General features: G+C 71.2%; 27 protein-coding genes. 10 read left to right on the top strand and 17 right to left on the bottom strand.

The window, feature by feature from the left end; genetic code table 11:
• Nucleotides 1-31 precede the first annotated feature (31 nt).
• Complete coding sequence (locus tag FB471_RS31325; protein ID WP_142003437.1) at nucleotides 32-1,093, top strand: nitronate monooxygenase; 1,062 nt, start codon at nucleotides 32-34, stop codon at nucleotides 1,091-1,093.
• 49 nt (nucleotides 1,094-1,142) lie between these two features.
• Here FB471_RS31325 and FB471_RS31320 read toward each other — a convergent pair whose 3' ends face one another.
• Together FB471_RS31320 and FB471_RS31315 are read right to left on the bottom strand one after the other, a co-directional pair.
• Nucleotides 1,143-2,165 carry an alpha/beta hydrolase gene (locus FB471_RS31320; protein WP_142003436.1) on the bottom strand — a complete coding sequence of 341 codons (1,023 nt, stop codon included), beginning with the start codon at nucleotides 2,163-2,165 and terminating at the stop codon, nucleotides 1,143-1,145.
• 93 nt (nucleotides 2,166-2,258) lie between these two features.
• Nucleotides 2,259-3,224: a quinone oxidoreductase family protein gene (locus tag FB471_RS31315; RefSeq protein WP_142003435.1), complete on the bottom strand. Its 966-nt coding sequence runs from the start codon at nucleotides 3,222-3,224 to the stop codon at nucleotides 2,259-2,261.
• A gap of 92 nt (nucleotides 3,225-3,316) precedes the next feature.
• On the opposite strand from FB471_RS31315, the gene FB471_RS31310 reads away from it, so the two are divergent.
• Genes FB471_RS31310 through FB471_RS31300 form a run of 3 tightly spaced genes read left to right on the top strand, consistent with a single transcriptional unit; the run spans nucleotide 3,317 to nucleotide 4,338 of the window.
• A complete protein-coding gene (locus FB471_RS31310; protein ID WP_142003434.1) occupies nucleotides 3,317-3,523 on the top strand; it encodes a hypothetical protein in 207 nt (68 codons plus the stop codon).
• 9 nt (nucleotides 3,524-3,532) lie between these two features.
• A complete protein-coding gene (locus tag FB471_RS31305) occupies nucleotides 3,533-3,967 on the top strand; it encodes a guanyl-specific ribonuclease (RefSeq protein ID WP_142003433.1) in 435 nt (144 codons plus the stop codon).
• Nucleotides 3,964-4,338 carry a barstar family protein gene (locus FB471_RS31300; RefSeq protein WP_142003432.1) on the top strand — a complete coding sequence of 125 codons (375 nt, stop codon included), beginning with the start codon at nucleotides 3,964-3,966 and terminating at the stop codon, nucleotides 4,336-4,338. Before FB471_RS31305 ends, FB471_RS31300 begins: the two co-directional genes overlap by 4 nt.
• 6 nt (nucleotides 4,339-4,344) lie before the next feature.
• Here FB471_RS31300 and FB471_RS31295 read toward each other — a convergent pair whose 3' ends face one another.
• From FB471_RS31295 to FB471_RS31245, 12 genes are all read right to left on the bottom strand, one after another.
• Entirely contained in the window at nucleotides 4,345-4,959 is a 615-nt protein-coding gene (locus FB471_RS31295; protein ID WP_142003431.1) for a TetR/AcrR family transcriptional regulator, read from the bottom strand.
• A complete protein-coding gene (locus tag FB471_RS31290) occupies nucleotides 4,946-5,821 on the bottom strand; it encodes an alpha/beta fold hydrolase (RefSeq protein WP_142003430.1) in 876 nt (291 codons plus the stop codon). The genes FB471_RS31295 and FB471_RS31290 overlap by 14 nt, the downstream gene beginning before the upstream one ends.
• 72 nt (nucleotides 5,822-5,893) lie before the next feature.
• Complete coding sequence (locus tag FB471_RS31285; protein ID WP_142003429.1) at nucleotides 5,894-6,667, bottom strand: enoyl-CoA hydratase family protein; 774 nt, start codon at nucleotides 6,665-6,667, stop codon at nucleotides 5,894-5,896.
• A gap of 89 nt (nucleotides 6,668-6,756) precedes the next feature.
• The gene (locus FB471_RS31280) at nucleotides 6,757-7,401 is read right to left on the bottom strand and encodes a cyclase (protein ID WP_142003428.1); all 645 of its coding nucleotides are present in this window, start codon (nucleotides 7,399-7,401) and stop codon (nucleotides 6,757-6,759) included.
• 178 nt (nucleotides 7,402-7,579) lie between these two features.
• Complete coding sequence (locus tag FB471_RS31275) at nucleotides 7,580-8,323, bottom strand: sirohydrochlorin chelatase (protein ID WP_142003427.1); 744 nt, start codon at nucleotides 8,321-8,323, stop codon at nucleotides 7,580-7,582.
• Nucleotides 8,320-9,603 (bottom strand): sulfate adenylyltransferase subunit 1, encoded by a 1,284-nt coding sequence (locus tag FB471_RS31270; protein ID WP_142003426.1) that lies wholly within the window; start codon nucleotides 9,601-9,603, stop codon nucleotides 8,320-8,322. The genes FB471_RS31275 and FB471_RS31270 overlap by 4 nt, the downstream gene beginning before the upstream one ends.
• The gene (cysD, locus tag FB471_RS31265; protein WP_142003425.1) at nucleotides 9,603-10,523 is read right to left on the bottom strand and encodes a sulfate adenylyltransferase subunit CysD; all 921 of its coding nucleotides are present in this window, start codon (nucleotides 10,521-10,523) and stop codon (nucleotides 9,603-9,605) included. The genes FB471_RS31270 and cysD overlap by 1 nt, the downstream gene beginning before the upstream one ends.
• A 10-nt stretch (nucleotides 10,524-10,533) precedes the next feature.
• Nucleotides 10,534-11,238: a phosphoadenylyl-sulfate reductase gene (locus tag FB471_RS31260; protein WP_142003424.1), complete on the bottom strand. Its 705-nt coding sequence runs from the start codon at nucleotides 11,236-11,238 to the stop codon at nucleotides 10,534-10,536.
• Nucleotides 11,235-11,384 carry an Insertion element protein gene (locus FB471_RS35415; RefSeq protein ID WP_142003423.1) on the bottom strand — a complete coding sequence of 50 codons (150 nt, stop codon included), beginning with the start codon at nucleotides 11,382-11,384 and terminating at the stop codon, nucleotides 11,235-11,237. The genes FB471_RS31260 and FB471_RS35415 overlap by 4 nt, the downstream gene beginning before the upstream one ends.
• Nucleotides 11,381-13,081 (bottom strand): nitrite/sulfite reductase, encoded by a 1,701-nt coding sequence (locus tag FB471_RS31250; RefSeq protein WP_142003422.1) that lies wholly within the window; start codon nucleotides 13,079-13,081, stop codon nucleotides 11,381-11,383. The genes FB471_RS35415 and FB471_RS31250 overlap by 4 nt, the downstream gene beginning before the upstream one ends.
• Nucleotides 13,082-13,202: 121 nt before the next feature.
• A complete protein-coding gene (locus FB471_RS36035; RefSeq protein WP_425457136.1) occupies nucleotides 13,203-13,313 on the bottom strand; it encodes a putative leader peptide in 111 nt (36 codons plus the stop codon).
• A gap of 37 nt (nucleotides 13,314-13,350) precedes the next feature.
• Entirely contained in the window at nucleotides 13,351-14,166 is an 816-nt protein-coding gene (locus tag FB471_RS31245) for a hypothetical protein (protein ID WP_142003421.1), read from the bottom strand.
• Nucleotides 14,167-14,244: 78 nt separating this feature from the next.
• On the opposite strand from FB471_RS31245, the gene FB471_RS31240 reads away from it, so the two are divergent.
• The 5 genes from FB471_RS31240 to FB471_RS31220 are packed head-to-tail and all read left to right on the top strand — an operon-like array spanning nucleotide 14,245 to nucleotide 18,739.
• The gene (locus FB471_RS31240; RefSeq protein ID WP_142003420.1) at nucleotides 14,245-15,954 is read left to right on the top strand and encodes a carbon starvation CstA family protein; all 1,710 of its coding nucleotides are present in this window, start codon (nucleotides 14,245-14,247) and stop codon (nucleotides 15,952-15,954) included.
• Complete coding sequence (locus tag FB471_RS31235) at nucleotides 15,951-16,223, top strand: cory-CC-star protein (RefSeq protein WP_142003419.1); 273 nt, start codon at nucleotides 15,951-15,953, stop codon at nucleotides 16,221-16,223. The genes FB471_RS31240 and FB471_RS31235 overlap by 4 nt, the downstream gene beginning before the upstream one ends.
• A complete protein-coding gene (locus FB471_RS31230) occupies nucleotides 16,220-17,155 on the top strand; it encodes an ArsA family ATPase (RefSeq protein ID WP_246076813.1) in 936 nt (311 codons plus the stop codon). Before FB471_RS31235 ends, FB471_RS31230 begins: the two co-directional genes overlap by 4 nt.
• Nucleotides 17,156-17,167: 12 nt before the next feature.
• On the top strand, nucleotides 17,168-18,343 hold the full coding sequence (gene hemW / locus FB471_RS31225; RefSeq protein WP_142003418.1) for a radical SAM family heme chaperone HemW: 1,176 nt from the start codon (nucleotides 17,168-17,170) through the stop codon (nucleotides 18,341-18,343).
• A 3-nt stretch (nucleotides 18,344-18,346) separates the two neighbouring features.
• On the top strand, nucleotides 18,347-18,739 hold the full coding sequence (locus FB471_RS31220) for an ester cyclase (RefSeq protein WP_142003417.1): 393 nt from the start codon (nucleotides 18,347-18,349) through the stop codon (nucleotides 18,737-18,739).
• 159 nt (nucleotides 18,740-18,898) lie between these two features.
• Here the strand turns inward: FB471_RS31220 and FB471_RS31215 are convergent, their stop codons facing one another.
• Genes FB471_RS31215 through FB471_RS31205 form a run of 3 tightly spaced genes read right to left on the bottom strand, consistent with a single transcriptional unit; the run spans nucleotide 18,899 to nucleotide 22,736 of the window.
• Nucleotides 18,899-19,498 carry a response regulator transcription factor gene (locus FB471_RS31215; protein ID WP_142003416.1) on the bottom strand — a complete coding sequence of 200 codons (600 nt, stop codon included), beginning with the start codon at nucleotides 19,496-19,498 and terminating at the stop codon, nucleotides 18,899-18,901.
• Entirely contained in the window at nucleotides 19,495-20,685 is a 1,191-nt protein-coding gene (locus FB471_RS31210; protein ID WP_142003415.1) for a sensor histidine kinase, read from the bottom strand. The genes FB471_RS31215 and FB471_RS31210 overlap by 4 nt, the downstream gene beginning before the upstream one ends.
• Nucleotides 20,682-22,736, bottom strand: coding sequence for an MMPL family transporter (locus FB471_RS31205; RefSeq protein ID WP_142003414.1), 2,055 nt, complete (start codon nucleotides 22,734-22,736; stop codon nucleotides 20,682-20,684). Before FB471_RS31205 ends, FB471_RS31210 begins: the two co-directional genes overlap by 4 nt.
• 421 nt (nucleotides 22,737-23,157) lie before the next feature.
• On the opposite strand from FB471_RS31205, the gene FB471_RS31200 reads away from it, so the two are divergent.
• Entirely contained in the window at nucleotides 23,158-23,964 is an 807-nt protein-coding gene (locus tag FB471_RS31200) for a siderophore-interacting protein (protein WP_142003413.1), read from the top strand.
• Nucleotides 23,965-23,979: the final 15 nt, after the last annotated feature.

The following is a 23,979-nucleotide window of genomic DNA, read 5'->3' as shown; positions in this document are numbered from 1 at the left end:
CTGCCCGCGCCGCGGTTCGTAGGCTCATGGCATGTTCGACAACCTTCGTCTCCCGGTGATCGTCGCGCCGATGGCCGGCGGCCCCAGCACCCCGGAACTGGTGGCCGCGGCAACGCGGGCCGGTGGTTTCGGGTTTCTCGCAGGCGGCTACCTCGGCGCGGAGGCACTCGCCGGGCAACTGGACCGCACCGCAGAGCTCGCCGGGGACGGCGAGTTCGGGGTGAACCTGTTCGTACCCGGCGCCGAGGCGTCGGCGGACCTCACCGACTACCGCGCCAGGCTGGCGGCGGAGGGACGGCACTACGGGGTGGAACCGGGGCAGCCACGCTGGGACGACGACGCCTACCCGGCCAAGCTCGACCTGCTGGTGGCCCGGCGCCATCCGATGGTGTCGTTCACCTTCGGCATCCCCTCCGCGCGGGAGGTGACGCGGCTGCACGAGGTGGGCAGCACGGTGCTGATCACGGTGACCTCGCCGGCCGAGGCGCGGCAGGCCGCGGCCGCCGGCGCGGACGCTCTGTGCGTGCAGGGGTTCGAGGCCGGTGGGCATCGCGCCCTGGTCGCCGACGACGCGAACGACCCGGTCGGCGGCGAGCTCTACGGGATGCTCGCGGCACTGCGGCTGGTCTCCGCGGAGGTGGACCTTCCGCTGGTCGCCACCGGCGGCCTGGTGCACGGGGCGGACATCGCGGCGGTGCTGGCCGCGGGCGCCGTGGCCGCGCAGCTCGGCACCGCCTTCCTCCGTGCGGAGGAGGCGGGCACCAACCCCACCCAGCGTCGCGCGCTGGCCGATGCGGACCGGCCGACCGCCCTCACCAGGGCGTTCAGCGGCCGCCCCGCGCGCGGCCTGGTGAACCGGTTCCTGCGGGAACACTCGGCACACGCGCCCGCCGCGTACCCGAATCTGCACCACCTCAGCAAGCCGATCCGGGCGGCCGCGGGTAAGGCGGGCGACCCCGAGGCCATGTCGCTGTGGGCGGGTCAGACCTACTCCCAGGCGAGGGAGGGCACGGCCGCGGAGATCATCGAGCGGCTGCGCCGGGAGGCGACGGCCGCCATCACCCGCGCGAGCAACCGGCTGCTGGGGGAGTAGCCGCCGGAGCAGTCGCCTGCTCCGGCGCCCCGTACGCCGCGGGGCCTGCTCAGCTCGCGACCTCGCGGGCGCCCGGGGCCCGACCCGCGCGATGGCGGCGCCGGTGCGCGTCGGCGGCGAAGAAGCCGAGCAGTTCGGCGATCGCCGTCGGGTCGTCCAGCTGCGGGCAGTGCCCCCAGTCCGCACGGACCAGCAGCCTGCTGTGCGGCACCAGCGCGTGCAGCCTGCGCCCCGAGTCGGGGCTGACCAGCTTGTCCTTGCCGCAGGCCACGACGAGCAGCGGTGTGCTGATCCGGTCGAGCCGGTACGCCTCGGCCAGCTCGCCGACGAGCTGGCGGGCCTGCTCCAGTCTGGTGGTGGTGGCCCGGTAGTCCGGGAACAGCTCGGTGAAGCGGCGGACCTCCTCCTCCCGTGCCGCGGCGGGATCGGCGTAGAGCAGCTTGGGGACCACCTGCTGGGCCACCGCGCGGACCAGGAATCCGGGCACCGGCACGGGAAGCGCGGAGTACAGCCGCAGCGGCAGCGGGTACTTCGCGACCGCGCGGACCAGCCAGGAGTCGACGAGGCCCGGGGCGGCGATCGAGGCCACGCCGGCAAGCGGGAGCCGGTGGTTCTGCGCCGCACGCAGGCCGAGGGTGCCGCCGAGCGAGTTACCGGCGAGCACGACCGTGGTCCTCCCGCCGCCCCCTCCGACGGCGGCCTGCTCGTTGAGCACCGCGGAGGTGAACGCGTCCAGCTGGGGGAGTATCGGACCCGGCCGCAGCGCGTCCGCCTCGCCGAAACCGGGCAGGTCGACCGCGACGGCGGGGCGTCCCGCCGCGGCCAGCTCGGCGAGCACCGCGCGCCAGGTGTCGGCGGAGTCGCAGTAGCCGTGCAGCAGTACCAGGCGGGGCGCCGGCGGCTCCGCCACGGACCGGCGGCGCTTGCCCTTCCGGCCGGCGGGCCGGGGCCCGGCCTCCAGCACCCGCGTGCGGAAACCGGCGAACCGGCGGTGACCGACCCGGATCTCCGCCGGCTCGGCCCGCTCATGGCCCGCCGGTTCCGGTGTCGCCTCCCGCCGCACTGCGGTCATGAATCCAGGTTAGACAACAGATCCTGGGTATCCGCTGGAGTTCGTCGATCACAAACCGGTCTCCATGCGATGTCGGCGGGGCGTCTGCGCAGGTCAGCGGGTGAAGACGATTTTTCCGGCCGTCTCACCTGCCTGCATGTCGCGGAAACCGCGCTCGGCGTCCTCGAGGGGCAGCTCGGCGCCGATCTGCGGCCGGATCCGCGCCAGGTCGACGTAGGACAGCAGGCTGGCCAGCTCCTCCCGGGTGCCCATGGTGGATCCGGCGACCCGCAGTTGCAGGAAGAACACCCGCTGCAGCTCGGCCATGGCGTCCGGCCCGCTGGTGGCGCCGGAGACCACGATGATCCCGCCCGGTTTGAGCGATTTCACCGAATGCCCCCAGGTCGCCTTGCCGACGGTCTCGAAGACCGCGTCGACCCGTTCGGGCAGCCGCGCTCCGGACTCGAAGCTCTGGTGCGCGCCGAGTCGTTCGGCCAGCGCCCGTTTCTCCTCGGTGCGCCCGGTGACCCAGACCCGGTAGCCCGCGGCGCGACCGAGTTGGACCAACGCCGTGGCCACCCCGCCGGAAGCCCCCTGCACCAGGAAGGTCTGGCCGGGGCGGAGCCCGGACTTGACGAACAGCATCCGGTAGGCGGTGAGCCAGGCCGTGCCCATCGTGGCCGCCTCGGCGAAGGACAGCCCCGCGGGCTTCGGCAGCACGTTGCGCGCCGGCACCACGATGTGCTCGGCGAAGCTGCCCTGGTACTTCTCGGTGAGCAGGGTGCGCTTGGGGTCGAGGGTGTCGTCACCGTGCCAGTCCGGGGCGTTGATCACCGAGTGCAGCACGACCTCGCTGCCGTCCTCGAGCACGCCGGCACCGTCACAGCCGAGGATCATCGGGAACTGGTCCGGCTTGATGCCCACCCCGCGGAGGGTCCAGATGTCGTGCATGTTCAGGCTGGCCGCCTTGACCGCGACCTTCACCCAGCCCTCCGGGAGGTCGGGATCGGGCCGCTCGCCGACCGTGAGCGAGGCCAGCGGATCGTCGGGGTTGGGTTCCTTCGCGTACACGGCAAACATGACCACAACCTACCGCCCGGTCACTTCTTCGGCAGGTCCCACCGGCAGAGGGGTCGGGCGGGCGCGGGGGTTGCGTCCCGTAGGCTCACCCCGTGCTGGACGGACTGACCAACTGGTGGGACGCGCTCGAGCTGTGGCTCGCGCAGCGCTGGTTCCCGTTGCAGTTCGTGTTGGTCATGGTGGTGCTGGTGCCGGTCTGCCTCGGCTTGGCCTGGCTGCTCGGCAGGGTCGTCGACCAGGTCGCCACCTGGTTCGGTCCGACCAGGGGCCAGGACCCGCCTGGCGGGAACAGGCACTGAGGTGCGCCGATGCTGAACCGCAGGCGGATCACCGTCGCGCTGGTCGCCCTGATCGTGCTGGTGCTGGGTGGCTGGCTGCTCAAGGACGTGCTCACCGGCACGGGGTCGGCTCCGCGCACACAACCCACCGGGCAGGCGGTTGCCGGCAGCGGGTCCGGCCTCGCCGTCGAACCCCTTTCCGGCCTGCCCGCCGAGGCACGCACAACCTGGGAACTGATCGAGAACGGCGGACCGTTCCCATATCCGGGAAAGGATGGGAGCGTGTTCGGGAATCGGGAGAAGTTGTTGCCGCAGAAGGCGTCCGGTTACTACCACGAGTACACCGTGCCGACCCCCGGCAGCCTCGACCGGGGTCCGCGCAGGCTGGTCACCGGCGAGTCGGCGGAGCTGTACTACACGGCCGACCACTACGAGTCCTTCGTCGTCGTGGACCCGCAACGATGACCGGCCCGAACGAGCCGAGTGTCCAGCAGCTCGCGGACCGGGCGTGGTCACGGGGCGCGTACCCGCACGTGCTCGACTGCGGCACGGAGCCGGACAAGATGTCTACAGTGGACGCGATCGCCGCGACACTGTCCTTCCCGGACTGGTTCGGGCGCAACCTGGACGCGCTGTACGACTCGCTGACCGACCTGTCCTGGTTGCCGCCAGGGGAGCACGTGCTGATCTGGGTGGACTCCGAGCTGCTCAAACGCGCCGACCCCAAGGCCTACCTCGCGATCCACGGGGTGCTCTCCGATGCCCAGCGTGCGTTGGCGCCGGGCGGTGAGCGCGCGGACAACCGCAGGCTGACGGTGGTGCTCGCCGGCTCCTGACGACGACTAACGCGGCGTGCCCGGGTCCGGCTCGGTGAGCAGCCCGGAGAGCAGGAGCAACAGGGACTGCTCGGCATCCGCCCGTGCCGCGGCCTTGTCCTCGGCGTGCGCGATGATCAGGCTCGCCTCGATCAGCGCGCTCAGGACGAGCTGAGCCAGTGCGGGCACGGGCGCCGGGCGCAGCAGCCCGGCCCCGGCCGCGTCCCGCAGTGCCTCGGTGATCACGCCGAGCCCGTGCTGTGCCTCCTGCTCGCGCCATCCCTGCCAGCCGAGTACGGCGGGCGCGTCGATCAGAGCCAGCTGCACGACCTCGGGCCGCCGGCAGTTGTCCAGGAATCGGCCCAGCGCGGTCACCATGCCGGTCCACTGGTCGGCGGCCGTGTGCAGTGCCTCTGCCACGTCGGCCGTCAGCTCCGTCTCGATCTCGTCGAGTACGGCGACGAAAAGCCCCCGCTTGTCACCGAAGTGATGGTGCAGCGCCCCGCGGGTCACCCCGGCGGCCGACACGATCTGCTCGGCCGACACCTGTGCGTATCCGTGCCGGGCGAGCAGTTCGCGCCCGGCCGTGACGAGCGCGGCGGTGGTGGCGCGCGTGCGGTCCTGCTGGCTACGGCGCGGCATGATGGCGGGTGAACTCCAGGATCAGTTCGGTGAGCTGCTGCGGCTGGTCCTCGGGTACGAAGGTATACGAGTCGCCGATCGCCCGTAGTGTCGCGTTCGGCAGTTCCCCGGCGAGGCGCTGCGCGAGCCGGAAGGGGAACAGCTTGTCCTCGACGGCCCAGGCGAGCAACACCGGTTTGCGGAAGTCGGGGAAGGACTTCGCGGCCTGGACGGTGTACCGGCTGGTGATCCGGCCGAGGAACCGGCCGAGGTCCTGCCTGATCGCGGGGTCCCGGCGGCTGGGCAGCAGGTAGGCGTCCACCACCTCGCGCGGCATCGGCCGCTTGGCCAGCAGGCTGAACGCGAGGGAGCTCAGTGGCCGCGGTCGCAATGCCTCGGCGAGCGCACGCATCGAGCCGGGGATCCGCGCGAGCGGTGGGAGGAGCTTGAAGAACGAGGGCAGGAACCGCTCGTAGCAGTCGGACGGGGTGAACACCACCCTTCCGATCCGGTCGGGATGGCGGGCCAGCAGGATCTGGGTGAGTGCGCCGCCGGTGTCGTTCGCGACGATCGTGACGTCCTCGAGGTCCAGTTCGGCCAGGAAGGAGGCAATCAGGTCGGCCACCCCGGGTGGGGTGAGGTCGGCTTCGGGTACCGGAACCTCGTGTGCCCCGAGCGGCCAGTCCGGGACGATGCAGCGATGCCCGGCCGCGGCGATGCCCGGTACGACCGCGCGCCACAGGACCGCGTTCGCCAGGAGGCCGTGCACGAAGACGACCGGCGGCCCCTCGCCGGTCTCGTGGTACCGAATCCGCGCGCCGCTCGGCGCGATCTCGTGGACAGGGCCCATGGTGGCGCGAAGCTGTGCCGAGGTGAGTGTCATGTCAAAAACATACAGACGGTATGTATATATCTGCAAGGCCGACTCGGCTCGCCGACCAGGTGGTGGTGGTTCTTACACGTCCGGGACCCAGCTCGGCCGGCGTTTCTGCGCGAAGGCCGTGATGCCCTCCTGGGCTTCCTCGCCGGCGAACATCTTCGCGGACAGGCCGGTCATCTCGGTGAAGCGAGCCCGCATGCCCTCGGCGTCCCCACCGCTGAGCAGTTCCTTGGTGGTGGCAAGGGCGTTCGGCCCACCGTGTGCGAGCGCCCGCACGTAGCGTTCGACCTCGGCGTCCAGCCCGTCCGCGGGTACGGCGGAGTTGATCAGTCCGATGCGTACGGCGCGCTCGGCGTCGAAGGTGTCCCCGGTCAGGAACAGCTCGTGCGCCGCGCGGGGATTCAACCGGGGCAGCACGGTGATCGAGATGATCGCCGGAACCACGCCGATCCGCACCTCGGTGAAGGCGAAGGTGGCCTCGGTGCCGGCGACGGCGATATCGGCCGCGGCCACCATGCCGATACCGCCCGCGCGGGCGGGCCCGGCCAGCTTGGCGACCACCGGCTTGGGGCTGGTCCAGATCTGCTCGAGGATCCTCGGGAACTCGTTGACCCCCTGATCCTGCGCGCCGGAACCGCGGGCCTCCTTGAGGTCCATCCCGGCGCAGAACACGGGTCCGGTGTGGTCCAGCACGACGACGCGCACCTCGGAGTCCTCGCGCGCCCGGTCCAGTCCCGCGCTCAGCTCGTGGCGCAGCTGCGCGGACAGGGCGTTGCGGTTGTGCGGCGAGTCCAACGTGATCGTCGCCACACCGTTCGCGACCGAGTAGTGCACCAGTTCGTCAGCCATGACCCCACCTTCGCACAGCTCGGCCGGCTGCCATGCGTGGCCCGTTCCCGGCACAACCTGCCAGGAACGGGCCACGCACGGGCAAGGGGTCAGGAGATGGTGGTGGTGCTGAGAGCGGGGCTCGGGTTGGGGAAGCAGCCCGTGGGAGCCTCGATGTCGATGAATCCGACCGTGGCCACGGCGGTGAAGGTGAGGCCGGGATCGTCGTAGCCGGTACCGCCGAGCCGCGTCTCGATGGTGCCGGACTCACCGGCGGCCAGCGTGGCGGTCACCGTGGGCAGTTCGAACTCCGCGCCGCCGGCGATCGGGCCGGGGAAGGACACCGTGGCGACCCCGTCGGCGACCTCGATGACCGGCGGGGTGTCTCCGATCCCGGAGCCGCCGGACAGGGTGGCGTCGACGTAGGTGGAGTTCGCCGGGATGGGGATCTCCAGCGCGAAGTCCTTGACTTCCTTGACGGCGTAGCCGCTCACCTCGGCGGGCACCGTGTTGGGTGCCGGATCGACCACGACCTCGAGTTCGCCGCCGGGCGCGACCGTGGCCGGGGCGGTGACTTCCGTGGCCTGGGAGAGGGATACCTCCTGGGGCCCGACGATCGGCGCGTCGGCGCGGCAGTCGAAGGTGATGTCGAAGGACTCGGCCGTGGCCGGTGTGGCCAGTGCGCCGATCGGCACGAGCGCGAATGCCGCGCAGATCGTGGCGCGGGCGGTGCGGCGTTGCAGGGTTGCCTTCATGGCAGTGCCACCTCACGTGTGGGACGGGCAGGGGTGTGGCGCGCCGTCTAGAGAGTTACCGGCGAGTCACTTGGTCCGTCAAGAACCATCCGTTCCCGTACCCGGCCGGTAGCTGGCAATGGGAAAAAGACGCACGGAAATGCCCAGCCCCTACTCGGTGCGGGTGAGTCCCCGTTACTCAGGCGGAGCGGACCTGGCCGGCCAGTGCGGCGTCGTAGCGGCGCACCACCAGGTCGGCGACCCGGGGTTCGGCGCCGAGCGGCGCGGCGATCGGCACACCCGGGTCGGCCTGCCTTGCCAGTCCGGCGATCCGGTCGGGCAGCAGTCCGGGGGCGAGGAACCAGCAGGCGACCGCGAACCGGACCGCGCCGCGGGCACGCAGTCGAGCGATCGCGGCGGGTACGTCCGGCTTGGTCGCACTGGCGAAGGCGGGCGCGACCGGACCCCCGCGGGCCGCCTGCCACCGGTGCGCCAGCCGCGCAACGCCCTCGTTGGCCGCCGCGCTGGACGATCCGACGGCGGCGAGCACCACACCGAGCGCCGGATCGGCGAGGTCGACACCGGTGTCCCGCAGCCGGTCCCGCGTCAGCTCGGCCAGCGCGGGATCGGTGCCGAGCACGTCGGCGATGGTCACCCGGAGCCGGGGCAGCCGCCCGGTCAGCTCCTCGACGAGGGCGGGAAGGTCCACCCGGGCGTGATACGCGCTGCCCAGCAGCAGCGGCACGATCACCGCCTCGCGGTGGCCCTCGGTGTGCAGCTCGGCCAGCACCTCACCCACCCTCGGCTCGGAGAGGTCGAGGAAGGCCACCCGGACCTCGGCCTCGGGCGTACGGGTGCGCACCAGGTCCACCAGCGCGCGCACGGTGGCCGCCGACCTGGCGTCCCGGCTGCCGTGCGCGACGGCCACGAGCGGCGGTGTCACGCCGCCGGTTCCCCGAGAGCGGAGAAGCGGTCGCCGACCATCCCGGCGGCCAGCGTGTCGCCGTCCTTCGGCTCGATCACCAGGAACGCGCCGGTGCGCGGGCTCCGCGCGTAGTCGTCGACCGGGATCTCCTCCGCCAGCCGCAGTCGTACCCCGCCGATCTCGTTGAGCTCCAGCGTGTCCGGAGACTCCACAGTGGACAATGACTGTTCGTCGAAGCGGGAGGTGAGTTCCTCGACGATCGCCTGCACCGTACGCGCCCCGTGCTTGACCAGCAGCCGGGCCCCGGGGCGCAAGGGTGTGCCGGACAGCCAGCACAGCACCGCGCCGAGCTCGTCGGTGACCGTGGGCCGGTTGGCCACCCCCGCGATCAGGTCGCCGCGGGAGATGTCCAGGTCATCGGCGAGTACGACGGTCACCGAACCGCCCGCACCCGCCTCGGCGAGCGGGCCGCCGTGGGTGTCCACCCGCTCGACGGTGCTGCGCGATCCCTGCGGGAGCACGACCACCTCGTCGCCCGGCCGGACCGTGCCCGAGGAGATCTGCCCCGCGTAGCCCCGGTAGTCGGGATACTCGGCGGTGCGCGGCCTGATCACGTACTGCACCGGGAGCCGGAACGGCGCGTCATGGGGATCGGGGGCCACCGGCACGGTCTCCAGGTGATCCAGCAGCGTGGGGCCGGAGTACCAGGGCGTGTTCGCCGAGTGCGTCGCCACGTTGTCGCCGTGCAGGGCCGAGACCGGGACGGTGAGCACGGTGCCCTCGGGGTAGCCGAGGGAGGCGGCGTGCGCCGCGAACTCCTTGGCGATCACCGCGAACCCGGCCTCGTCGTAGTCCAGCAGGTCGATCTTGTTCACCGCGAGCACCAGCCGTGGCACGCCGAGCAGCGCGAGCACCGCGGCATGCCTGCGGGTCTGCTCCACCACCCCGTTGCGCGCGTCCACCAGCAGCACGGCCAGCTGCGCGGTGGAGGCTCCGGTGACCGTGTTGCGGGTGTACTGCACATGGCCGGGGGTGTCGGCGAGCACGAAGCTGCGCCGTGGTGTCGCGAAGTACCGGTAGGCCACGTCGATGGTGATGCCCTGCTCGCGCTCCGAGCGCAGCCCGTCCACCAGCAGCGAAAGGTCCGGAGTGGACAGACCGCGGTCGACGCTGGCGCGCTGCACGGCGTCGAGCTGGTCGGCGAGCACGGACTTGGTGTCGTAGAGCAACCGCCCGACCAGCGTGGACTTCCCGTCGTCCACGCTGCCCGCGGTGGCAAGGCGCAACAAGCTCGACATCAGAAGTAGCCCTCCCGCTTGCGGTCCTCCATGGCGGCCTCGGAGAGCCGGTCGTCGGCCCTGGTGGCGCCGCGTTCGGTCAGCCTGCTCGCCTGTACCTCGGCGATCACATCCTCGACGGTGGATGCCGTCGACTCCACCGCACCGGTGCACGATCCGTCGCCGACGGTGCGGTAGCGCACAGTCAGTTCCTTGACCTCCTCGTCCGCCCGGGGGCCGCCCCACGGCCCCTCGGTCAGCCACATGCCGTCGCGGCGATACACCTTGCGCCGGTGCGCGTAGTAGATCGAGGGCAGCTCGATCCGCTCCCGCGCGATGTAGTTCCACACGTCGGCCTCGGTCCAGTTGGACAGCGGGAACACCCGGACGTGCTCACCCGGCCGGTGCCTGCCGTTGTAGAGATTCCACAGTTCGGGGCGCTGCCTGCGTGGCTCCCACTGGCCGAAGGCGTTGCGCAGGCTGAAGATGCGTTCCTTGGCGCGGGCCCGCTCCTCGTCCCTGCGACCGCCGCCGAACACCGCGTCGTACTTCTGCTCGGCGATCGTGTCCAGCAACGGCGTGGTCTGCAACGGGTTTCGCGTGCCGTCCGGACGTTCGGTGAGCCTGCCGTCGTCGATCCAGTCCTGCACCTTCGCCACGACCAGCCGCAGGCCGTGCCTGTCCACCACGCCGTCGCGGAACTCCAGTACCTCCTCGAAGTTGTGCCCGGTGTCCACGTGCAGTAACGGGAACGGCACCGGTGCCGGCCAGAAGGCCTTGATCGCCAGATGCAGCAGGAGGGTGGAGTCCTTGCCGCCGGAGAACAGGATCACCGGGCGGTCGAACTCACCCGCCACCTCCCGGAAGATGTGGATGGCCTCCGACTCCAGCGCGGCCAGGTTGTCCTTCGCCGCGTCGGTCGCGGCTTCGAGCGTGGTCATGCTTCTCCCCTCAGGCGTGCAGGCCGCACTCGGTTTTCGATTTGCCCGCCCAGCGCCCGCTGCGCGGATCGGCGCCGGGTGCGACCTTCGCCGTGCACGGGGCGCAGCCGATCGACGGGTACCCCTCGGCCACCAGCGGGTTCTCCAGGATTCCGTGCTCGCGGATGTAGCCGTTGAACTCCTCGTCGCTCCACGCGGCGATCGGGTTGACCTTGACAAGGCCGTTGCGGTCGTCCCAGGTGACGATCGGGGTGTTCGCCCGCGTCGGCGCGTCCACCCTGCGTACCCCGGTGACCCAGCAGGAGTAGTTCGAGAGCGTCCGCCGCAGCGGGATCACCTTGCGCAGGTGGCAGCACTGGCCCGGGTCGCGGTCGTGCAGCCGGGGTCCGTACTCGGCGTCCTGCTCGGCCACGCTCTGGTCCGCGGTGGCGTTCACGATCCTGACCTCGGGGTACATCGTCTGCACCGCGTCCCTGGTGCCGATGGTCTCGGCGAAGTGGTAGCCGGTCTCCAGGAACAGGATGTCTACATCGGACTTCGCCGTGGTCGCGAGGTCGATCAGCACGGCGTCCTGCATATTCGACGCGACGATGAGGTCGTCGCCGAACTGCTCCACCGCCCACGCGATCGCCTCAGCCGCGCTCGCCTCGGCGAGTTCCGCGGAAGCCGTGTCCGCCAGTGCCTTGAGTTCCTCGTTCGATGTAGCCGTGGTCATCCAGTCACCTCCGGGAGCTGCAGGCCGATGAGTTTCACCGAGAAAACCCGCCTGCAGGCTGAACAAAGCCAGCCGCCGTCGGATTCCGGGCGCAGGTCCTCATCGCCGCAATACGGGCAGTAGAAAGGAACAGCACGCTCACTCACTGCAAATCACCATCGTCGGCCCGCGCCGCCCACTGGGCGAACCGCTCGCCCTCGGTGCGCTTGGCCACGAAGTTGCGTACGATCCGCTCGACGTAGTCGGTCAGTTCGGCGCTGGTGACCTTGTGGCCGCGCAGCTTGCGGCCGAAACCGGCATCCAACCCGAGCCCACCGCCGAGGTGCACCTGGAAACCCTCGACCTGGTTGCCGCCCGCGTCAGTGACGATCTGGCCTTTCAGCCCGATGTCCGCGGTCTGGATCCGGGCGCAGGAGTTCGGGCAGCCGTTCAGATGCACGCTGACCGGCTTGTCCACATCGGACTGAATGTCGGCCAGCCTGCGCTCGAGGTCGTCGACCAGGTCCTGCGCCCGTGCCTTGGTCTCCACGATCGCGAGCTTGCAGAACTCGATCCCGGTGCAGGCCATCACCCCGCGCCGCCACGGCGAGGGCTCGGTCTGCAGTCCCAGCTCGCCGAGCTCGGTGCGCAGCCCGTCCAGTTCGGACTCCGGGACGTCCAGTACCACCAGCTTCTGCTGCGGGGTGAGCCGTACCTGTGCGGAGCCCGCCCGTTCCGCCGCCTTGGCCACGGCCAGCAGCGTCGAGCCGGATACCCGGCCGGCGACCGGTGCGGCGCCGACATAGTAGTTCCCGTCGTGCTGGCGGTGCGTGCCGACGTGGTCGATCGGCACCTCGGGCACCTCGGGCGCGGGGCCGTCGATCAGCGAGCGCTTCAGGTACTCGTTCTCCAGCACCTCGCGGAACTTCGCCGCGCCCCAGTCCTTGACCAGGAACTTGATCCGAGCCCGGTGCCGCAGCCGCCGGTAGCCGTAGTCGCGGAAGATGCTGATCACGCCCGCCCACACCTCGGGTACCTCGTCCAGCGGGACCCAGGTGCCCAGCCGCTGCCCGATCATCGGGTTGGTGGAGAGGCCGCCGCCGACCCACAGGTCGAAACCCGGGCCGTGTTCGGGATGGTTTGCGCCGACGAAGGCGATGTCGTGCACCTCGTGTGCGACATCGGGCAGGCCCGAGATGGCGCTCTTGAACTTGCGCGGCAGGTTGGCGAAGGCCGGATCGCCGACGTAGCGGCGCTTGATCTCCTCGATCGCCGGGGTTGCGTCGATCACCTCGTCGGCGGCGATGCCCGCCACCGGAGAGCCGAGGATCACCCGCGGGCTGTCCCCGCAGGCCTCCATGGTGGTCATCCCGGCGTCCTCGAGCTTCTGCCAGATCGTCGGCATGTCCTCGATCCGGATCCAGTGGTACTGGATGTTCTGCCGGTCGGTGATGTCCGCGGTGTCGCGCGCGTAGGTCTGCGAGATCTCCCCGAGCAGGGCGAGCTGCGTGGTGGTCAGCGCTCCGCCGTCGAGCCGCACCCGCAGCATGAAGTACTCGTCGTCCAGTTCCTCCGGCTCGAGCGTCGCCGTACGGCCGCCGTCGATCCCCGGCTTGCGCTGGGTGTAGAGGCCGTACCAGCGGAAGCGTCCGCGCAGATCACCGGGGTCGATCGAGTCGAAGCCCCGGTGCGCGTAGATGTTCTCGATGCGGTCCCGCACGTTCAGCGGGTGGTCGTCCTTCTTGGAGCGTTCGTTCGGGTTCAGCGGTTCGCGGTATCCCAGTGCCCACTGGCCTTCCCCGCGGCGTTGTTTGGGCCGCGCGGTGCGACCGGTGTTCGGGGTGTCGCGCGTCGGCGAGGCCATCTTGTCCTCCGGGCTTGTCGACGGCGTCGTGGCGCACCGTGAACGTCCTGGTGTGCGTGGTGGGAGCGATTCGCGGCGCACCCGCGCCTGTTGGGTCCGTGCTGGGAAAGGCTGCGGGTGGTCAGCTCATCGAGGGGCACAGTGCGCTGGCAACGCGTCGCAGGTCGACATGGCGTCGAACGACGAGCGGCACACCGGCAGAAGTCACGCGTCCAGGGTGCCACGCGCCCATATGCTGGTCTAGCGTCATCCACATGGTGGGAGCAGCGTCACGCCCGCTCCTGCCCTGCACGCTCGGCGGCGGTGATGGCCCGGCGGCAGGCCCTGGCCAGGCTGTGTTGCCGCCGGATGCGGCCCAGCAGTGGCAGCGGGGTCAGGGTGCCCTCCGGTTCACCGGTGCCGTGGGTGACCACGAGGGCATCATGGGCCAGCACCCCGCGCCGGGACCAGGCCTCCCAGCGTTCGAGATCCGGCATGGTGTAGTCGTACCCGAAGGCGAGCGCGGGGACCTCGGTCGCGGGCCACGACGGCCGCGGCCTCAGCTCGACCCGCTCACCGGACCACCCTGCCGGCCCGGGCGGCTCGGCCACCTCCACCGCCAGGCTGTCGCCGCCGCGCACCACCAGGGCCTGCCGAGCCGGGTTGGTGCGCGCGGGTAGCTCCACCACCCGGTCGATCCGGTCCAGGCGGAGGATGATCCGGGGCAGCCACCACCAGTTCTCCCGGCACAGCAGCGGGCTGTCGGCCAGGGTCCTGGACGGCGGGTACTTGGCCAGTTCCTGCTGGAGCAACTCCACGGTGAACAGCTCGCCGCTGGTGTCCTCGTGCCGGGCCAGCCCGCCGATCGCCAGCGCCCCTGGCGCGCCGTCGGGCAGGGAGCGCGAGTCGGTCACGGCGAAGGCCACCCTGGTGGCCCGGGTCAGCCCGGCGACCTCGCCGGCCCGCGCGTAGGGCAGCGCCACGCAGGGGGTGCCCCCGGCCAGCAGCAGTGGCGTAGCGGTCAGCGCGGCGGGGGCGCCGTCCGGCTCCCGCCAGCACAGCTCGGCGGTCACCGCGCGCCGCCATAACCGAACGAGCTCATTCATGCGTCGGTACTTCTCTCACGATCCGGATGTTGTTACCGTCCCCAACCTCCAGCAACGGTGCCAGGTGGAGGGTGCGAGATGCCTGCAGTAGTGGTGGCCCTGTTCGTAGCTCTGCTCTTCTTCCTCGGATATCGCTACTACTCCGCGTACCTGGCCAAGAAGGTCTACGCCCTGGATCCGGCCTTCGTCACGCCCGCGCACAGTATGCGCGACGGGGTGGACTTCGTACCCACCAACAAGCACGTCCTCTTCGGCCACCACTTCACCTCGATCGCGGGGGCGGCCCCGATCGTGGGCCCGGCGATCGCCGTGTTCTGGGGCTGGGGCCCGGCGCTGGCCTGGGTGGTGCTCGGCACCATCTTCGCGGCGGGGGTGCACGACTTCGGCGCGCTGGCCGTCTCCGTGCGACATCGCGCCAAGAGCATCGGCACCCTGGCCAGGGAGGTGATCAACCGGCGTGCCAGGGTGCTCTTCCTGCTGATCATCTTCTTCCTGCTGACCCTGGTCAACGCCGTGTTCGCGGTGGTCATCGCCAACCTGTTCATCGGAACCCCCGAGGCGGTGCTGCCGATCCTGCTGGAGATCCCGCTGGCCATCGGCATCGGGCAGTACATCTACCGGACGCGCAGCGCCGCGCTGGTGCCCTCGATCATCGGCGTGATCGTGCTGTACCTCTCGATCTTCCTCGGCCAGCTGCTGCCCATCTCGCTGGCCGGTATCGCCGCCGAGGACGGGCTGTTCACCGAGCGCAACATCTGGGTCATCCTGCTGTTCGCCTACACCTTCCTCGCCTCGCGCATCCCGGTGTGGGTGCTGTTGCAGCCACGCGACTACATCAACTCGCACCAGCTGTTCGTGGCGCTCGGTGTGATCGGGCTCGGCATCGTGGTCGGGATGGACCGGATCGTCGCACCGCTGATCAACGACACCCCGGAGGGCTCGCCGAGCTGGTTCCCGTTCCTGTTCATCACGATCGCCTGCGGGGCCATCTCCGGGTTCCACAGCCTGGTGGCATCGGGGACGACCTCGAAGCAGCTGGACAAGGAGACCGACGCGCGGCACGTCGGCTACCTCGGCGCGATCGGTGAGGGCTCGCTCGCGCTGGGCGCGATCCTGGCCTGCACCGCCGGCGTGGTGGCCACCACCGCGGACTGGCACGCGCTCTACTCCGACTTCAACTCGGCCTCGGACGGGCCGGCGGGCCGGTTCGTCGAGGGCGTCGCCGCCTTCGCCGGCAACCTCGGTATCCCGAGCACGGTCGCGCTGATCTTCGGAGCGATCGTGGTGATCAGCTTCGCGGCGACCACAATGGACACCGGGGTGCGGTTGCAGCGCTACATCGTCCAGGAGATCGCCGAGATCTCCGGCGCTCGCCGGCTGTCCCGCAACATCACCGGTGCGACCGCGATCGCCGTGCTGGTCCCGCTGGTGATGGCGCTGCTGCCGGGTGGGGGCGACGCCGGGTACACCTTCGGCGTGCTGTGGCAGCTGTTCGGCACCACCAACCAGCTCACGGCCGGTCTCGCGCTGGCCGTGGTCGCGGTGTGGGTGACCAAGAACCGTCGCAACCCGATCGCCGTGCTGGTGCCACTGGTGTTCCTGCTGGCGATGACCAGCTGGGCGCTGGTGATCAACCTGCAGACGTTCGTGGAGGCCGGCCAGTGGGTGCTGGCCCCGCTGGACGCGATCATCTTCCTGCTGGCGATCTGGCTGATCGTGGAGGCCGCCATCGCGCTGCGCAAGAGCCGGACGGTCGAGCCCGAGCGGGAGCCGGGCGCGGGCGCATGAGCCGCCGGTCCAGGCTGGTCGCCCTGTGGCGGCGGATCGAGGCGGGGCATGAGCAGATGTTCGTTGCGCGCTGGCGGCAGGGCCTGCGCCGGGAGGCCCGGCAACGCCAGGACGTCCTGCGCGCACTGGTGCTGCTGGACTCGCTCGGCGTGGAGAACCCGGTGGCCTACGAGACACTGGAGTTGATCCCGCACCTGGTCGCCGACCTGCACGAGTGGCACCAGCGGCTGGGGCGGGAGTCGTTCGGCGACCCCGGGGTCTGCTGTTGAGCTGCCGGTTGCGGTTCTTCGGCGGCAAGGGCGGCGTTGGCAAGACCACGCTCGCCGCCGCGTTCGGCCTGCTGGCCGCGAACGGGGGAGCGCGCACCCTGGTCGTGTCCACCGACCCGGCGCATTCGCTCGGCGACGCGCTGGCCACCCCGCTCGGTGAGCGACCGAGGCAGGTGGCGCACCGGCTGTGGGCGGCCGAGATCAGCGGGGAGGCGCAGGCGGGCAGGCGGGTCGAGGAGATCACCAGGGACGCCGAGCGGGCACTGCCCCGCGAGGTGCTGCCCGCGGTGCGGACCCACCTCCAGCGGGCCGTGCACAGTACGGGCACGGTGGAGTCGGCCCTGCTGGACCGGCTGATCGAGCTCACCGAGTCGGCCGAATGGGACCTGCTCGTGGTGGACAGCGCGCCGACCGGGCACATGCTCCGGCTGCTCACCCTGCCCGCCCTGCTCACCCCCTGGATCGAGGGGCTGGCACAGCAGCGCAGGTCGGCTCGTGACGTGGACCGGATGGCCGCGGGCGCGCTCGGCTCGGCGGCGGAGGCCGACCCGCTGCTGGACCGGTTGCACGAGCGCAAGGCGCGGATGGAGGGAATGGTGCGACGCCTGCGCACCGACGCGCTCGTGCACCTGGTGCTGGTACCTGAGCGGCTACCGCTTGCCGAGACCCTGCGCACGGCCGAGACGCTCACCGAGTCCGGTGTCCACCTCGGCCCGATGATCGTCAACCGGGTGCTGCCGGGGAGCGAGGCCGGGTTGCTCGCCCAGCGCAGGCGGCAGCAGGAGGAGGTACTCGGGCAGCTGGACGGCTACCCGCAGGTGCGCGTGCCGCTGCTGGCCGGCGCGCTCACCGGGCAGACCGAACTGGCCGCGCTCGCCGACCTCCTGGCCGCCGCGGGCCTGCCCGGCACGGCGGGCGCTGACCTGCGGTGAGACACTGGGGAGGTGTTGTCGGAGGAGGCGCTCGAGGGGGTGGGCACGCGGCCGTTCGGGGTGTACGTGCACGTCCCGTTCTGCGCGACCCGCTGTGGTTACTGTGACTTCAACACCTACACCGCGGGGGAACTCGGTTCCTCGTCCTCGCCGGGGTCGTGGCTGGAGGCCTTGCGCCGCGAACTCGACCTCGCGGCCGCCCGGCTGGGCGGGCCGCCCCGCGCGGACACCGTGTTCGTCGGTGGCGGCACACCCTCACTGCTCGGCGCGGGCGGGCTCGCCTCGGTGCTGGACGCGGTGCGCGCCAGCTTCGGGCTGGCCGACGGCGCCGAGGTGACCACCGAGTCGAACCCGGAGTCCACCTCGCCGGAGTTCTTCACCGGCATCCGGGAGGCCGGATACACCCGCGTCTCGCTCGGGATGCAGTCGGCCGCCCCGCATGTACTGCGGGTGCTGGACCGGGTGCACACCCCAGGTCGTCCCGTCGAGGCGGCACGCGAGGCCCGGGCCGCCGGGTTCGCGCACGTCAACCTGGACCTGATCTACGGAACGCCGGGGGAGCGGGAGGAGGACCTGCGGGCCTCGTTGGACGCCGTGCTGGCGGCCGGGGTGGATCACGTCTCGGCGTACGCGCTGATCGTGGAGGAGGGCACGGCCCTGGCCCGGCGGGTGCGCAGGGGCGAGTTGCCCGCCCCCGACGACGACGTGCTGGCGCGGCGTTACGAGCTGCTGGACGCGGCACTGGCCGGCGCGGGGCTGCACTGGTACGAAGTGTCCAACTGGGCGGCGTCGGCGCGGGCCAGGTGCCGGCACAACCTGGGCTACTGGCTCGGCGGGGACTGGTGGGGTGCCGGCCCCGGCGCGCACGGTCACGTCGGCGGGGTGCGCTGGTGGAACGTCAAGCACCCCGCCCGGTACGCGGCGCGGCTGGCTGCCGGGGAGCTGCCGGTGGCCGGGCACGAGGTACTGACCGCGCAGGACCGGCACCTCGAGCGGGTGATGCTGGAGCTCCGGCTCGCCGAAGGGCTGCCGGTGGAGGCCCTGGACGAGGCCGGGCTGCGCTCGGTACGGGCCGCGGCCGCCGAGGGACTGTTGGAGCGCTCCGCGCTGGACCAACGGGGCCGGGCGGTGCTGACCGGGCGGGGCCGCTTGCTCGCCGACGGCGTGGTGCGCAGGTTGGTCGGCTGAGGCGTGTCGGAACGCGCGAACAAGGACCTGGTGGTCCGCCTGATCGAGCAGGTGTGGAACGCGGGGAAGGTGGAGCTGCTACCGCGGTTGTGGGCCGAGGAGACCCGGGCCGACGCGCTGGCCCTGCACCAGGTGTTGACGGACGCCTTCCCCGACCTGCGAGTGGATATCGAGGAGCTGGTCGCGGGCCAGGACCGGGTGGTGGCCCGCCTGCGGCTACACGGCACGCACCGTGGCGAGTTCCTCGGTGCCGAACCGACCCAGCGTCCGGTGACCTTCACCGCGATCCGGATCTACCGCATCGCGGGCGGCCGGATCGTCGAGGCCCTCGCCGACCAGGACGCCATGGGCCTGTTGCAGCAACTCCGCGAGGCCGAGACCGCACCGGACTCCTGACCGCCCGCCAACGGCAAACTCGCCTACGTGAGCAGCAAACTCGCGTACATGAGCGGCAAACTCGCGTACATGAGCAGCCAACACGCCGGGGCCGGCGTGTTGGCCGTCCACGTAGGCGTGTTGGCCGCCTGCGTAACCGAGTTGGCTGTTGACGTACGGTCAACCAGTCTGCACGAGGCCGGACTCGTAGGCGGCGATCACGAGCTGCGCCCGGTCCCGGGCGTCCAGCTTGGTGAGCAGCCTGCTGACGTAGGTTTTCGCGGTCAACGGGCTGATCACCAGGGCCTCGGCGAGCTCGGCGTTGTTCAGGCCCCGGCCGATCAGGGTGAGCACCTCGCGTTCCCGGCCGGTGAGTTCCTGGAGCGAGGCCGCGGACGCCACGGCGGGGTCGGGGGTGCGCAGGACCCTGGTGATCAGCGAGCGGGTGGCGCCGGGGGACAGCAGCGCGTCCCCGGCGGCCACCGTGCGGATCGCGGCCAGCACGTTCTCGTCGCTCTCGAAGGTGGTCAGGATCAACACCCGCACGCCGGCGAGGTCCTCGTCGCGGGCGATCCGGTCGGTGGCCTCGATCCCGTCCACCCCCGGCATCCGGATGTCCATCACCACCACGTCCGGATGCGCGCCGCGGACCAGTTCGTGCGCCTGGTCCCCCTCGTCGGCCTCGCCGACCACCGTCATATCCGGTGCCGAGCGGATCAGCAGGGCGAAGGCGCTGCGCACCAGTGCCTGGTCATCGGCGAGCAGTACCCGGATCGTCATCTGTCGTCCTCCGCGCTCGGCGCGGGCAGGACGGCTTCGACGGTGAAACCGCCGGGGGTCGGACCGGCGGTGAGGGTGCCGCCGAGCGCGGCCGCCCGCTCGGTCATCCCGATGATGCCGTAGCCGCCCCGTTCGCCCTCCCCGGACATCCCGGTTCCGTCGTCGCGTACCTCCAGCCGCACCTCGCCCGGGCGGTAGCACAGCAGCAGGGTGGCCGCGCCGGCCCCGGAATGCTTGACCACATTGGTGAGTGCCTCCTGCGCGATCCGGTACAGGGTGATCTCCACGCCCTGCCCGAGCGGCCGGGGCTCGCCCTCCACTCTCCTGGCCACCGGCACCCCGGCGGCCCCGGTGGCCTCGGCCAACGAGGGAAGCTGGTCGAGGCCCGGCGTCGGCTGACGCTCGGTGCCATCCGTGCCGTCGGTGCCCCGCAACACGTCCAGCGTGGTGCGCAGTTCGGCGAGTGCCCCGCTGCTCGCCGTGGCGACGGTACGCAGCGGTTCGGCGATCTCGCCTGCCACGGCATCACCCTCGTGCTCGGCCAGCAGGTGGACGGCCACCCCGGCGTGCGCGTTGATCACCACGATCCGGTGCGCCAGCGCGTCGTGCAGGTCGCGGGCGATCCGCAGGCGCTCCTCGGCCACTCGCCGCGCGGCCTCCTCCTCCCTGGTGTGCTCGGCCCGTTCCGCCCGCTCGGTGATCGAGCCGAGGTAGGCGCGGTGCAGCCGGATGGCCTCGCCGAGCACGGCGGCGAGCAGCAACCAGCCGAGCGGGACGGTCACGTAGATGCCGGGCGGGTCGTCCTGGAACACCGCGATGGTGACCAGCAGCACCGTCAGGACCGGCGCGAGCCACAGCCGGTGCCGGGAGCCGGTCACCGAGACCGTGTAGATCAGCACCATCAGGCTGGGCAGGGTGACCTCGTGCGGGTAGTCCAGCGGGTGGTACCCGGCATGCGCCACCATGCTCGCGCCCAGGGCGGTCAGCGGGAAGCTGCGGCGCACCAGCACCGGTAGCACGATGAGTACGAGCAGGCCGACGCCCAGCGGGTCCAGCGGCCGGGACCCGAACCAGTCGAACGGGGTGAGCGCGCCGGTCAGCAGCGTGAGCGCCAGCAGGGCGCCGGTCAGCACCAGGTCGGCGCGGGTGATGCCGAGCCGGTGCCGACCGGTGGCGGACCTCGTCACGGGGCTATCCTCTCCGGCTGCTCCGGTTGGCGGGCCTCGGGTAATGGTTCGGCGGGTTCCCGGCCGCCCGGCCACCACATCCAGCGACGACCGAGCACCAGCAGCGGTGCCACCAGGGACGGTTGCACCACCAGGGTCTGCAACAGCACCCCGACCGCCACCACGAACCCGATCTCGAAGATCGACACGAAGGGCATGGTCATCAGCACCGCGAAGGTGGCCGCGAGCACGACCCCCGCGGAGGCGATGACCGGGCCGGTGACGACCACAGCCCGGTGCGCGGCCGCCGCGGTGCCCAGCCGTGGCAGGTCACCCCGGACCCTGGACACCAGGAAGATCGAGTAGTCGATGCCGAGCGCGATCCCGAACACGAAACCGAGCGCGGGCAGGTTGGCCGCGGTTCCGGCGAAGCCGAACACGAGGTCGAAGGCGAGCGCGCCGAGACCGAGCGCGGACGCGAAGCACAGCAGCACGGTGCCGACGATCATCAGCGGCGCCAGCACCGCACGCAGCAACCCCACGAGCACGAGCAGCACGACGATCAGGGCCAGCGGCAGGACCACCCAGTTGTCCCGTGCGGACGCATCCGTGGTGTCGATCCGTTCCGCACCCGGCCCGCCGACGAGCCCGTCGAGGCCGTCGGCGCCCAGTGCCGCGCGCAGGTCACGGACGGTGTCCTCCTCGGCGGGGCTGTCCGGTGCGGCGGTGGGCCGCACCTCGAGCAGTGTCCACTCCGGGCCGGAGCGGTCCGGCCGCACGGCCGATACCCCCGGCACGGACCCGGCCACCGCGGCCACCCGGTCGGCCTGCTCCGCGGGGGCGGCCACGGTGAGCGACCGGCCGCCCTGCTCGGGGTAGGCGGAACCGAGGGTGGCGTAACCGCGTACCGATTCGGGCGTGGTGGTGAACTGATCAGTCTCCCCGAGCTCACCGCCCATGGTGAGCACGCCGAGTGCCAGCGCGCCGAGCGCGATCGCACTGCCGGCCGCCGAGCGCGCGGGGCGGGCCAGCAGCACCCTGCCCGCCCGGCCCCAGATTCGGCCGCCCGCCGCCGGGACGGCGCCGAACCGGGGCACCCGCGGCCAGAAGACCTTCCGCCCCGCGACCAGCAGCAGGGCCGGCAGCAGGGTGAGCATGGCGACCAGGGTGCAGACGATGCCGATCGCGCCGACCAGGCCGAGTCCGGAGATGTCGTTCATCCTTGCCGCGAGCATGCACAGCAGGCCGAGGACGACGGTGCCGCCGGCCGCGAGGATCGCAGGCCCGACTCCGCGCAGTGCCGCGCGCATCGCGGCGGTGGCCTCGGCGTGCCGGGGTAGCTGCTCCCGGTAGCGCGCGACCAGCAGCATGGCGTAGTCGGTGCCCGCGCCGAAGACCAGCACGATCATGATCGAGAAGCTTTGGGTGGAGATCGTCATGCCGGTGACGCTGGCCAATCCGTACACCGCCGCCATGGACAGCAGTGCCGAGGCGCCTACCGCCAGCAGCGGTAGCAGCCAGAGGAACGGGCTGCGGTAGGTGACGATGAGCAGCAATGCCACTACGACGGTGGTCACCAGCATCAGGGTCTCGTCGATCCCCTCGAAGACCGCGTCCACGTCGGCGCCGATCGCGGCCGGCCCGGTGACCTCGACGGTCAGGCCCTCCGGTGCCCCCGCCACCGCCTGCCGCAGCGCGTCCACGAACTCGCCGGTGACCTGCTCGTCCTCATCCGGGTTCCGGTTGCTGACGCCGTACATCAGCGTCGTACCGTCGGCGGAGGCCACCAGTGGTGTGCCGCTGTCGTACTGGCCGGACAGCGTGCCCTGCTGCCGGGCGGCCAGCTCCCGGTCCCGCTCGGTGATCCCGTCCGCGCGGTGGTAGACGACGAAAGCCTGATCGCCCTCCCCGCCGGGCACCGTCGCGGCCAGCTCGGCCACCCGCGTGGACTCCGCGTCCGCGGGTAACCGGTCCGTCGGTTTGTCGCTCTGCACCGCGCCGATGTTGAACCCGATCGGCACCGCGAGCGCGAGTGCGAGCACCCACAACCCGAGCACGATTCTCTGCACCATCCGGATGAGCCTTTCCGTGTGTGTCCGGTCCGGCCCTCACGGTCGCCGTTTCACGGCCTCGGCACGTCTGCCCAGCGCGGACAATCCGGCGTACTCCTGTGGTTGACAACGCCGTGCCGACTCTTGACCGTACGACAACAGCAAACTCGTGCGCGTGGGGAGCAAACTCGTGCGCGTGGGCGGCAAACTCGCCCGGTGCCTCGGCCCGCCGGGTCGCCGACCGCCTCGCCCGGCTGGAGGGGTGAGCGGGGATGTTGCGGTGTTCGCCGTGCCGTGGCCGGCCACCCGGGCCAACCCGGTCTTGCTGGTCACCGCGAGTGAGTGAGCATTTCACCACGGATGCCGGATGCGGGTGCTTAGGTTACAGTTGCGATTAGGCTAGCCTTAGCTCTGGAGCTTGACGGTAGTGGAGGAGTGACGAATGGCGGATCGACCGGCACGCAAGAGCCGGCCGCTGACCCGGCTTCGGGTGTTGCGTACCGAACGGGTTACGCCGCACATGATCCGGGTGGTGGCCGGTGGGGAAGGGCTCGCGGCCTTCCCCGGCAACGAGTTCACCGACTGCTATGTGAAGCTGCTCTTCCCGGTGCCGGGCGTGACCTACCCCGATCCGTTCGACATGGACGTGATTCGTGCGGAGCTACCGCGCGAGCACTGGCCGCGGGCTCGCACATACACCGTACGCTACCTCGATCGCGTCGCGGGTGAGCTGGCCATCGACTTCGTGTACCACGGCGACGAGGGGTTGGCCGGGCCGTGGGTCGCGCGGGTGCGGCCGGGGGACGAGATGCTGCTGCTCGGGCCGGGCGGGGCCTACGCACCCTCCGCGGAGGCCGACTGGCACCTGCTGGTCGGGGACGAGTCCGCGCTGCCCGCCATCGCCGCCTCGCTTGAGGCCATCCCGGCCGGCGCCCCGGTACGGGTGTTCGTGCAGGTGGCCGACGCCGCCGAGGAGCAGGCGCTGGCGACCAAGGGCGAGGCGCAGGTGCACTGGCTGCACCGCTGCGCGGATGAGGACATCGTGGCCGCGGTGCGCGACCTCGAGTTCCCGAACGGAACCGTGCAGGCGTTCGTACACGGCGAGGCGGGTTTCGTGCGCGAGTTGCGCAGGCACCTGCTGAACGAGCGTGGTGTACGCCGGGACTTGCTGTCGATTTCCGGCTACTGGCGCCGCGGGAAGAACGACGAGCAATGGCGCGAGGAAAAGGCGGCCGACAACAAGACGTAGAACGGCTGAACGTTC

The organism is Amycolatopsis cihanbeyliensis (assembly GCF_006715045.1).
GTDB lineage: Bacteria > Actinomycetota > Actinomycetes > Mycobacteriales > Pseudonocardiaceae > Amycolatopsis > Amycolatopsis cihanbeyliensis.
This window is presented reverse-complemented; position numbering and strand designations above follow the sequence as displayed.

Excerpts from the sequence above, each read along its gene's own strand:
- FB471_RS31300 (WP_142003432.1), top strand. The coding sequence starts at position 3,964 with ATGACCGGCCCGAACGAGCCGAGTGTCCAGCAGCTCGCGGACCGGGCG.
- FB471_RS31200 (WP_142003413.1), top strand. The coding sequence starts at position 23,158 with ATGGCGGATCGACCGGCACGCAAGAGCCGGCCGCTGACCCGGCTTCGG.
- FB471_RS31235 (WP_142003419.1), top strand. The coding sequence starts at position 15,951 with ATGAGCCGCCGGTCCAGGCTGGTCGCCCTGTGGCGGCGGATCGAGGCG.
- FB471_RS31215 (WP_142003416.1), bottom strand. The coding sequence starts at position 19,498 with ATGACGATCCGGGTACTGCTCGCCGATGACCAGGCACTGGTGCGCAGC.
- FB471_RS31240 (WP_142003420.1), top strand. The coding sequence starts at position 14,245 with ATGCCTGCAGTAGTGGTGGCCCTGTTCGTAGCTCTGCTCTTCTTCCTC.
- FB471_RS31295 (WP_142003431.1), bottom strand. The coding sequence starts at position 4,959 with ATGCCGCGCCGTAGCCAGCAGGACCGCACGCGCGCCACCACCGCCGCG.
- FB471_RS31270 (WP_142003426.1), bottom strand. The coding sequence starts at position 9,603 with ATGTCGAGCTTGTTGCGCCTTGCCACCGCGGGCAGCGTGGACGACGGG.
- FB471_RS31250 (WP_142003422.1), bottom strand. The coding sequence starts at position 13,081 with ATGGCCTCGCCGACGCGCGACACCCCGAACACCGGTCGCACCGCGCGG.
- FB471_RS31280 (WP_142003428.1), bottom strand. The coding sequence starts at position 7,401 with ATGAAGGCAACCCTGCAACGCCGCACCGCCCGCGCCACGATCTGCGCG.
- FB471_RS31305 (WP_142003433.1), top strand. The coding sequence starts at position 3,533 with ATGCTGAACCGCAGGCGGATCACCGTCGCGCTGGTCGCCCTGATCGTG.
- FB471_RS31320 (WP_142003436.1), bottom strand. The coding sequence starts at position 2,165 with ATGACCGCAGTGCGGCGGGAGGCGACACCGGAACCGGCGGGCCATGAG.
- FB471_RS31290 (WP_142003430.1), bottom strand. The coding sequence starts at position 5,821 with ATGACACTCACCTCGGCACAGCTTCGCGCCACCATGGGCCCTGTCCAC.
- FB471_RS31205 (WP_142003414.1), bottom strand. The coding sequence starts at position 22,736 with ATGGTGCAGAGAATCGTGCTCGGGTTGTGGGTGCTCGCACTCGCGCTC.
- FB471_RS31325 (WP_142003437.1), top strand. The coding sequence starts at position 32 with ATGTTCGACAACCTTCGTCTCCCGGTGATCGTCGCGCCGATGGCCGGC.
- FB471_RS31245 (WP_142003421.1), bottom strand. The coding sequence starts at position 14,166 with ATGAATGAGCTCGTTCGGTTATGGCGGCGCGCGGTGACCGCCGAGCTG.
- FB471_RS31315 (WP_142003435.1), bottom strand. The coding sequence starts at position 3,224 with ATGTTTGCCGTGTACGCGAAGGAACCCAACCCCGACGATCCGCTGGCC.
- cysD (WP_142003425.1), bottom strand. The coding sequence starts at position 10,523 with ATGACCACGCTCGAAGCCGCGACCGACGCGGCGAAGGACAACCTGGCC.
- FB471_RS31285 (WP_142003429.1), bottom strand. The coding sequence starts at position 6,667 with ATGGCTGACGAACTGGTGCACTACTCGGTCGCGAACGGTGTGGCGACG.
- FB471_RS31260 (WP_142003424.1), bottom strand. The coding sequence starts at position 11,238 with ATGACCACGGCTACATCGAACGAGGAACTCAAGGCACTGGCGGACACG.
- FB471_RS36035 (WP_425457136.1), bottom strand. The coding sequence starts at position 13,313 with ATGGGCGCGTGGCACCCTGGACGCGTGACTTCTGCCGGTGTGCCGCTC.